The following is a 7,433-nucleotide window of genomic DNA, read 5'->3' as shown; positions in this document are numbered from 1 at the left end:
GTATTATTTAAAGTACATACATGGGCAATTGCTCCACCCTCCATTTCTCCACAATAAGCCTTAAAATCATTGTCTAGCTCGTCTTTTAATTCCTTTGAGCTTATAAATATGTCTCCTGTAGCAACTCTTCCTTTTACGATTTTAAAGTCTTGATTTTTTACTTGCTCTAAGCTTGACTTGTAAGCAGCTTCTATTAATTTTTCATCTGCTTTAAATACTGAGTTTTCCATTTGAGGTATTTGACCCTTTTCATATCCAAATGCTCTAGCATCGACATCGTACTCTATAGCCTCTGTAGATATTACTATATCGTTTACATCTAGAGATGAATGTATAGCACCTGCAACACCTGTATTAACAACTGCTTGAACGCCGAATTCACTTATAAGTATTTGAGCACATAGCGCAGCATTTACTTTCCCTATTCCACATTGCACTAATACTACATTTTTTCCTTTTAAGCTACCTATATAAAATTTTAAACTCGCTTTATCTACTGTTTTTTCTATTTCCATAAGGCTAATTAATGTTTTAACCTCTTTATCCATAGCTCCGATTATTCCTATTTTATTCATCGTTACCTCCTATAAATATTTTTCTAAAAAAAATCGTCCTAAAATAGAACGATTCCCTCAATAATATATTAAATAAAAAAGATGTTGTAGTGTCAATATATTTCTTAAATTTTTTAGTATATTCTATAATACTGCTGCTAAAACAGCTCCTTGTGAAGTATAAGTTCCCATTACAGGACCTACCTCGCTTATATAAATTTCATCAAATTTATGAGTTTTTTCTATTATAGAAAGTAATTTATCTGCTTTTTCTGGACAATTTGCATGAACTAAGCATAATATTTTTCCTTTAGCATCTTCTACATTTGAAGTTATATAATTTGCTACTTTTTTGATACTGTTACTCTCTCCTCTAGCCTTATCTATAGGTTTTACAATACCTTCAGTTATTTGAACTATCGCTTTAAAATTTAAAGCTCCTATTATTTTACCTGCTAGTGGGTTTATTCTTCCACCTTTTATAGCATTTTCTAGAGTTTCTAATGTCCCATAAAAATAAATCTTTTGTCTAAGACCTTCAATAGTCTCTACTATTTCATCTATATTTTTACCTTCATTTATCATTCTTGAAGCCTTTATCAATAAAAGCCCTGCTCCTATACATCCTGTTTCAGTATCAATTATTCTAATATCCTTTTCATCATGTTCTGATAAGTACAAATCTCTTGCAAGAACAGCACTATTATATGTTCCAGATAATTTTGAACTTAAAGTTAATACAATTATTTTGTCTTCTTCACATTCAAACTCTTTAGAAAAGCTCTCTGGAGATGGACAAAATGTCTTCGGTAATTCTTTGCTTTCTTTCATCTTTTTATAAAACTCTTTATTATCTATATCAACTCCAGCAGTGTAATGTTTTTCTCCAAAAGACACGCCAAGAGGTACTACACTAATATTAAATTTTTTTATAACTTCTTCTGAAAGATCACAAGAACCATCACTTACTAATTTAATTTTATCCATTTTTATTCCTCACTTACATATAATTATTTTTTCAGTCGGTCAAACGACCGATTTCTAATATTATTTTATTCTTTTATCTATTAAAAGTCAATATATTTAACTATTTCTTTAATTCTCGAATTTGACTTTATTTTAATCTACTATTATAATTTAAATAAATTTATTTTCTTATTATATATAATTAAAAGAGAAAGGTTATAAGCTATGAAACCCAATAATATGAAAGAAACTATTTTGGCGACATCTACAAAATTAATGGCTAAAAAGGGTATAAAAAACACTAGTCTTGCAGATATAGCCAAAGAAGTAGGTATTAGTAAAGGAACTTTATATTACCACTACTCTAGTAAGGACGATATAATTTGTGATATGGCAGAGATGCATTTAAAGGTAATAACAAATGCTTTAATTGAATGTCTACAAAATGCAGGTTTCCATTCAACTACAGAGGAATTTATATCTGTAGTATTAAATAAAATCGCTGATATAGAAAATCACGGAAGAATACATATGTATTTAATTTGTGAAGCAATCACCGGCAATGAAGTTCTTAAAGAGAGATTTAAAATTAAATATATTGAATGGAGAAAGGCATTAGAATTAGAAATAAAAAATGGAACTAGATTTAAAGACGATTCATATCCTATATCATTTTTAATGATTTCTATTGTAGACGGATTAGTTGTGCAAAGTCTATTAAAAACAGAAAAACTTCCTTATGGAGAAATATCTAGATTCTTAATCGACAAACTAAAATAAAAAAGTCTTCTTATTAATAATTTGAAGGCTTTTCTTTCTTTAGTATATTTTTTTACATATTAAAAAGGAACTAATTTGAAATAATCGTCAAATCAGTTCCTTTTATATATTTTTATACTATTGATTTCTTAAATATTATTTTTTAGTAACTTTTATACCTGTTTCATGTCCATTTAAGTCGTATTTTTCAAAGTCAGCTGCATCAACTGCTTTTATTTCAACTGCTAATGTTTCTGTCTTGATATAATCTGCAAATATTTCAACAGCCTTAGCTATTTCGCTATCACCATTGAATTCTATATCTATATTATCTAAAACTTCAAAGTTGCTTGCTTTTCTTATTTGTTGAACCTTAGATATGAATTCTCTTGCATATCCTTCATTTACAAGGTCTTCAGTTAAGTTTGTATCTAATATAACGAATATATTATTTGCCATAGCAACGTCGAAACCTTCTTTAGATAATATGTTTATTAAAACTTGATCTTTATCAAATTCAAATGTTTCTCCGTCTAAATCAATAGCTACTTTTTCACCTGCTTCTAATTTAGGAACTACTTCATTTGCATCAAGTTTAGCTAATTCAGCAGCAAATACCTTCATCTTAGAACCTAAAACTGGTCCTAATACCTTGAAGTTTGGTTTTAAGCTGAAGTTCATATATTCTTCTAAGTTCTTAGCAAACACTACTTCTTTTACGTTTAATTCTTCTTTTATAAGATCTACAACATCTTTTATTAAATCTTCGTATTTACCATCAACTAATACCTTTGATACTGGTTGACGAACTTTTATTTTGCTTTCTTCTCTTGAAGCTCTACCTAAAGCAACTAAAGCCTTAGTTAATTCCATTTTTTCTTCAAGCTTAGCATCGATTAAGCTTTCATCGCATTTTGGATAGCTAGCTAAGTGAACTGATACTTCACCTGTTAAATCTCTGTACATTTCTTCTGACATGTATGGAGCAAATGGAGCTATTAATCTGCATAATCCAGTTAATAATTCATAAGTAGTGTTGTAAACAGCTTTCTTGTCTTCTGTTAATTCTGTAGCCCAGAAACGTCTTCTAGATCTTCTTATATACCAGTTAGATAAATCGTCGTTTATGAAGGCTTGTATATTTCTTATTACTCTGTTAACTTCGAATATTTCTAGGTTTTCTACAGTGTCTTTTACTAAGCTGTTGAATTTAGATAATATCCATCTGTCAAGCTCTGGTCTATCTTTGTATTCAACGAAGAAATCTTTTGGATCTATGTCATCTGTATTTGCATATAATGTGAAGAAGTTATATACGTTTTTCATAGTTCCTATGAACTTACTTTGTATTTCTCTAAGTCCAGCTTCGTCAAATCTGATTGGAGTCCATGGTGGTGATACATATAATAAGTACCATCTTAAAGCATCTGCTCCGTATTTATCGAATAATTCAAATGGATTTACTGTGTTTCCTTTTGATTTACTCATCTTTTTACCATTTTTGTCAAGAACTAAGTCGTTAACAAGTACGTTTTTGTAAGGTGCTTTACCCATTACGAAAGTTGATATTGCAAGTAATGAATAGAACCATCCTCTAGTTTGGTCTATACCTTCACAGATGTAATCTGCTGGGAATAATCTTTCGAATTTTTCTTTGTTTTCAAATGGGTAATGATGTTGAGCAAATGGCATAGCACCACTGTCGAACCAGCAGTCTATAACTTCTTTTACTCTTGTCATTGGTTTACCACATTCTGGACAAGTTAAATGTATTTCATCTACATATGGTCTATGTAGTTCTACTGTAGCTGGATCTATATCTTCTATAGCTTTTTCAGCAAGCTCTGCTCTAGATCCTATTGATTCAGTATGTCCACATTCACATCTCCATACGTTAAGTGGAGTACCCCAATATCTAGTTCTAGATACTGCCCAGTCTTTTACGTTTTCTAGCCAGTTTCCAAATCTACCTTCACCTACGAATTTAGGATACCAATTTACTGTTTTGTTATTTGCAACTAATTGATCTCTAAATTTAGTCATTTCTATATACCAGCTTGGATTTGCATAGTATACAAGTGGAGTACCACATCTCCAACAGTGTGGATAGTTATGAGCTATTTTTTCTTTAGAGAATAATTTACCTTCATTAGCTAACCATTTGATTATTTCAACGTCTAGTCCATCTTCCATTACGAAGTGACCTTCCCATGGAGTAGCTGTAAATTTACCGCTTGTATCTACTGGTTGTACAACTGGTAAACCATATTTTCTACCGCAGTTATAGTCGTCTTCACCAAATGCTGGTGCAGTATGAACTATACCAGTACCATCTTCTGTAGTTACATAATCAGCACAAGTTACATAAAATGCTTTTTCAGTAACTTCAACGAAAGGCATTAATTGTTCATATTCCATATATTCTAAAGCTTTACCTTTCATTGTTTCAAGTACTTCATAAGTACCTTCGCCTAATACTTTATCTGCTAAATCCTTGCATACATAGTATACTTCGCCATCTTTAGCAACCTTTAAATAATCTACTTCTGGATTTACTGTTAATGAAACATTTGATGGTAAAGTCCAAGGAGTAGTTGTCCATGCTAGGAAATATTCATTTTCAGCATCTTTTTTCTTGAATTTACATATAACTGTGTTAGTTTTTATTTCTTTATAACCTTGAGCAACTTCGTGTGAAGCAAGTCCTGTTCCACATCTTGGGCAGTAAGGAACTATTTTATGTCCTTCGTATAAATATCCTTCTTTATTGAATTTGTCTAATATCCACCAAACTGATTCTATATAATTGTTGTCTAAAGTTATATATGGATTGTCTAAGTCAACTTCATATGCCATTCTTTCAGTCATGTTTCTCCATTTTGCTTCATAAGAGAAAACTGATTCTCTACATTTTTGGTTGAATTCTTTTATACCATATTCTTCTATTTGTTGTTTGTTTGTAAGCCCTAATTCTTTTTCAACTTGTAGTTCTACTGGTAGACCGTGAGTATCCCATCCAGCTTTTCTTTGAACTTGGTAACCGCTCATAGTTTTGTATCTACAAACCCAGTCTTTTAATGTTCTAGCTACAACGTGGTGTATACCTGGGTTTCCATTAGCTGTTGGAGGTCCTTCATAGAATACATAACTTGGATCGTTTTGACCTTTTTCTAGTGTTTTTTCTAATATGTTTATATCTTTCCAATATTTTGACACTTCTGCTTCAGCATCTTTGACAGAAGAATCAACAAGAGGCTTAAATTTAGCCATAATATCACCCTTTCTTTTTTGATTTGATATTATTTACTCACTTTTCTTAATTTCGCAATTAAAATATAAAATCATCAGCTAACATAATAATTATGTTAATTGAAAAGTTTAAAAATATAATTTTTATAATTACAATTGCCCTACTGTTTAATTATTACCAAATAAAAAAACTCCTCCCTATACAAAGGGACGAGTTATAATCGCGTTACCACCCTAATTTTACATATTAAAATAAATATGTAACACTCTATAGTTTAACGGCACTAACCGGCTCGGCTTAATAGACAAAATCTTTCAGCTTACAGCTCCAGAGTGATCTTCAACTTTCTCATAAATATTGGCTTTCACCTAATCCAACTCTCTGTAAATTATTTAAAAGTCTACTCTCTCTATCACAGCTTTTCTCTTTTTCAATTATACTTGATAATTATACAATAATTAACTTTATTCGTCAACAGAAAACATAATCAATATATTTTATTATTATATATTGTATTTATATTATTGCTAATATTTATTTTTTTATACATTTAATTGAAATTTTAATCGTTTTTTGATAATTCAGCATCAATTTTATCTGCTTGATCTATATCTACTTCAGTAGATGCTACTTCAGAAACTTCTTCATCTTTAACAATTTCTTCTGTAAATAGTTCAGCTGTATCATCTATATCTTCTTTTATGTAGTTACATTCTCTAAAAGGAATTTGACAATTTTCATCTACATCAGAAAAAATTTCATCTATAGTCTCTATTTCATCTTCTATCAGTGATTTAAATCTATTTCTAAATACTTTAAATTCTTTTACTAAATTGTCGTATTCTTTTCTCATTTCTAATACACGATTATTTGTTTCATCAACAATATGTTTTGATTGAAGCTGAGCTTCTTCAACTATTATCTTAGCCTTTTTATTTGCAGCTAGGCAAGTATCCTCTGCTGCACTTTGAGCTGTAATTAATGTCGCATTTAATGTATCCTCTATGCTTTTATATCTACTAACTTGCTCTTGATACAATTTTATCTTTTCTTGAAGATCCATATTTTCTTTATAAAGAGTTTCAAAATCTGTTGTAACTATTTTTAAAAATTCGTCTACTTCCTCTTCATTATATCCTCTAAAGGATCTTCTAAATTCTTTATTTTGTATCTCAATTGGAGTTATCATTTTTTAACCTCCTATAAAAAAATCTTTACTTTTATTTTTGTCCTACCTTTTTTTGTTAAGTCTCCAACCTCAACAATAAATCTCCCATGACCTCTTACTGATACGAGACTTTTGGATTTAACTTCTTTAGATGGAGATGTTATCTTTTCATAGTCTACGTTTACCTTTTCACCTTTTATTAACTTTACACTTTCTGTTCTAGATAAATTGTAAACGCCACTTATAATCGAATCTACCCTTAAAGATGAAACTGTAAAAGATATTTCCTTGAAATTAAATTCATTTTTGATAATATCTTTTACAGTTATTTCTCTGACATTTACTTTATTTCTAGAGACCTTCTCTAAGTTAATAATTATAAAATCACATATATCTTCACTTACAATTACTTGACAGAAGTTATCATGTATTAGTATATCTCCAATTTTTTCTCGTTTTATACCTAAATGTAGCAAAGCTCCCAAATAATCTCTATGAGAAATGCTCTTAAATTTAAAATTTCCTTCAATCTGTATTGCTTTTAAACTACCTGTTACTTCTTCCTCTTCAATATAATACGGAAAAATATATATTATTTGCCTTTCTGATCCTTTATATCCACCATCTACTTTATATTTTAAATCTCCCTCTGAGTTCAAAATATCTATTGCATTTTTAACTTCAAAGGGATTTAAAAATTCTGTAGTCTTTACATCGTAATTTTTCAAGCAACTAT

The 7,433-nt window shown here is 29.8% G+C and carries 6 protein-coding genes and 1 other annotated feature; of the genes, 1 reads left to right on the top strand and 5 read right to left on the bottom strand.

What is annotated here, in order from left to right; all coding sequences use genetic code 11:
- Nucleotides 1–575 (bottom strand): 5'-methylthioadenosine/adenosylhomocysteine nucleosidase (locus MR593_RS08665; RefSeq protein WP_290691929.1); only part of this gene is annotated, 575 nt, incomplete at its 3' end.
- A 123-nt stretch (nt 576–698) separates the two neighbouring features.
- Complete coding sequence (locus MR593_RS08660; protein ID WP_290691927.1) at nt 699–1,541, bottom strand: DegV family protein; 843 nt, start codon at nt 1,539–1,541, stop codon at nt 699–701.
- A gap of 204 nt (nt 1,542–1,745) precedes the next feature.
- Here MR593_RS08660 and MR593_RS08655 point away from each other — a divergent pair, with 204 nt between their 5' ends.
- Nucleotides 1,746–2,300, top strand: a complete 555-nt coding sequence (locus tag MR593_RS08655) for a TetR/AcrR family transcriptional regulator (protein WP_290691925.1) — start codon at nt 1,746–1,748, stop codon at nt 2,298–2,300.
- A gap of 135 nt (nt 2,301–2,435) precedes the next feature.
- On the opposite strand, the gene ileS is transcribed toward MR593_RS08655, so the two are convergent.
- From ileS to MR593_RS08640, 3 genes are all read right to left on the bottom strand, one after another.
- Nucleotides 2,436–5,549, bottom strand: coding sequence for an isoleucine--tRNA ligase (gene ileS, locus MR593_RS08650; RefSeq protein WP_290691923.1), 3,114 nt, complete (start codon nt 5,547–5,549; stop codon nt 2,436–2,438).
- A 182-nt stretch (nt 5,550–5,731) separates the two neighbouring features.
- Nucleotides 5,732–5,954, bottom strand: a binding site (T-box leader).
- Between the two features lie 137 nt (nt 5,955–6,091).
- Complete coding sequence (locus MR593_RS08645; RefSeq protein WP_290691921.1) at nt 6,092–6,718, bottom strand: DivIVA domain-containing protein; 627 nt, start codon at nt 6,716–6,718, stop codon at nt 6,092–6,094.
- 11 nt (nt 6,719–6,729) lie between these two features.
- Nucleotides 6,730–7,433 (bottom strand): YlmH family RNA-binding protein (locus MR593_RS08640; protein WP_290691919.1); only part of this gene is annotated, 704 nt, incomplete at its 5' end.

This window comes from Intestinibacter sp. (assembly GCF_022780145.1).
Taxonomy (GTDB): domain Bacteria; phylum Bacillota; class Clostridia; order Peptostreptococcales; family Peptostreptococcaceae; genus Intestinibacter.
Note: the sequence above shows the minus strand (reverse complement) of the source record. Positions and strands in the feature narration are given on the sequence as shown.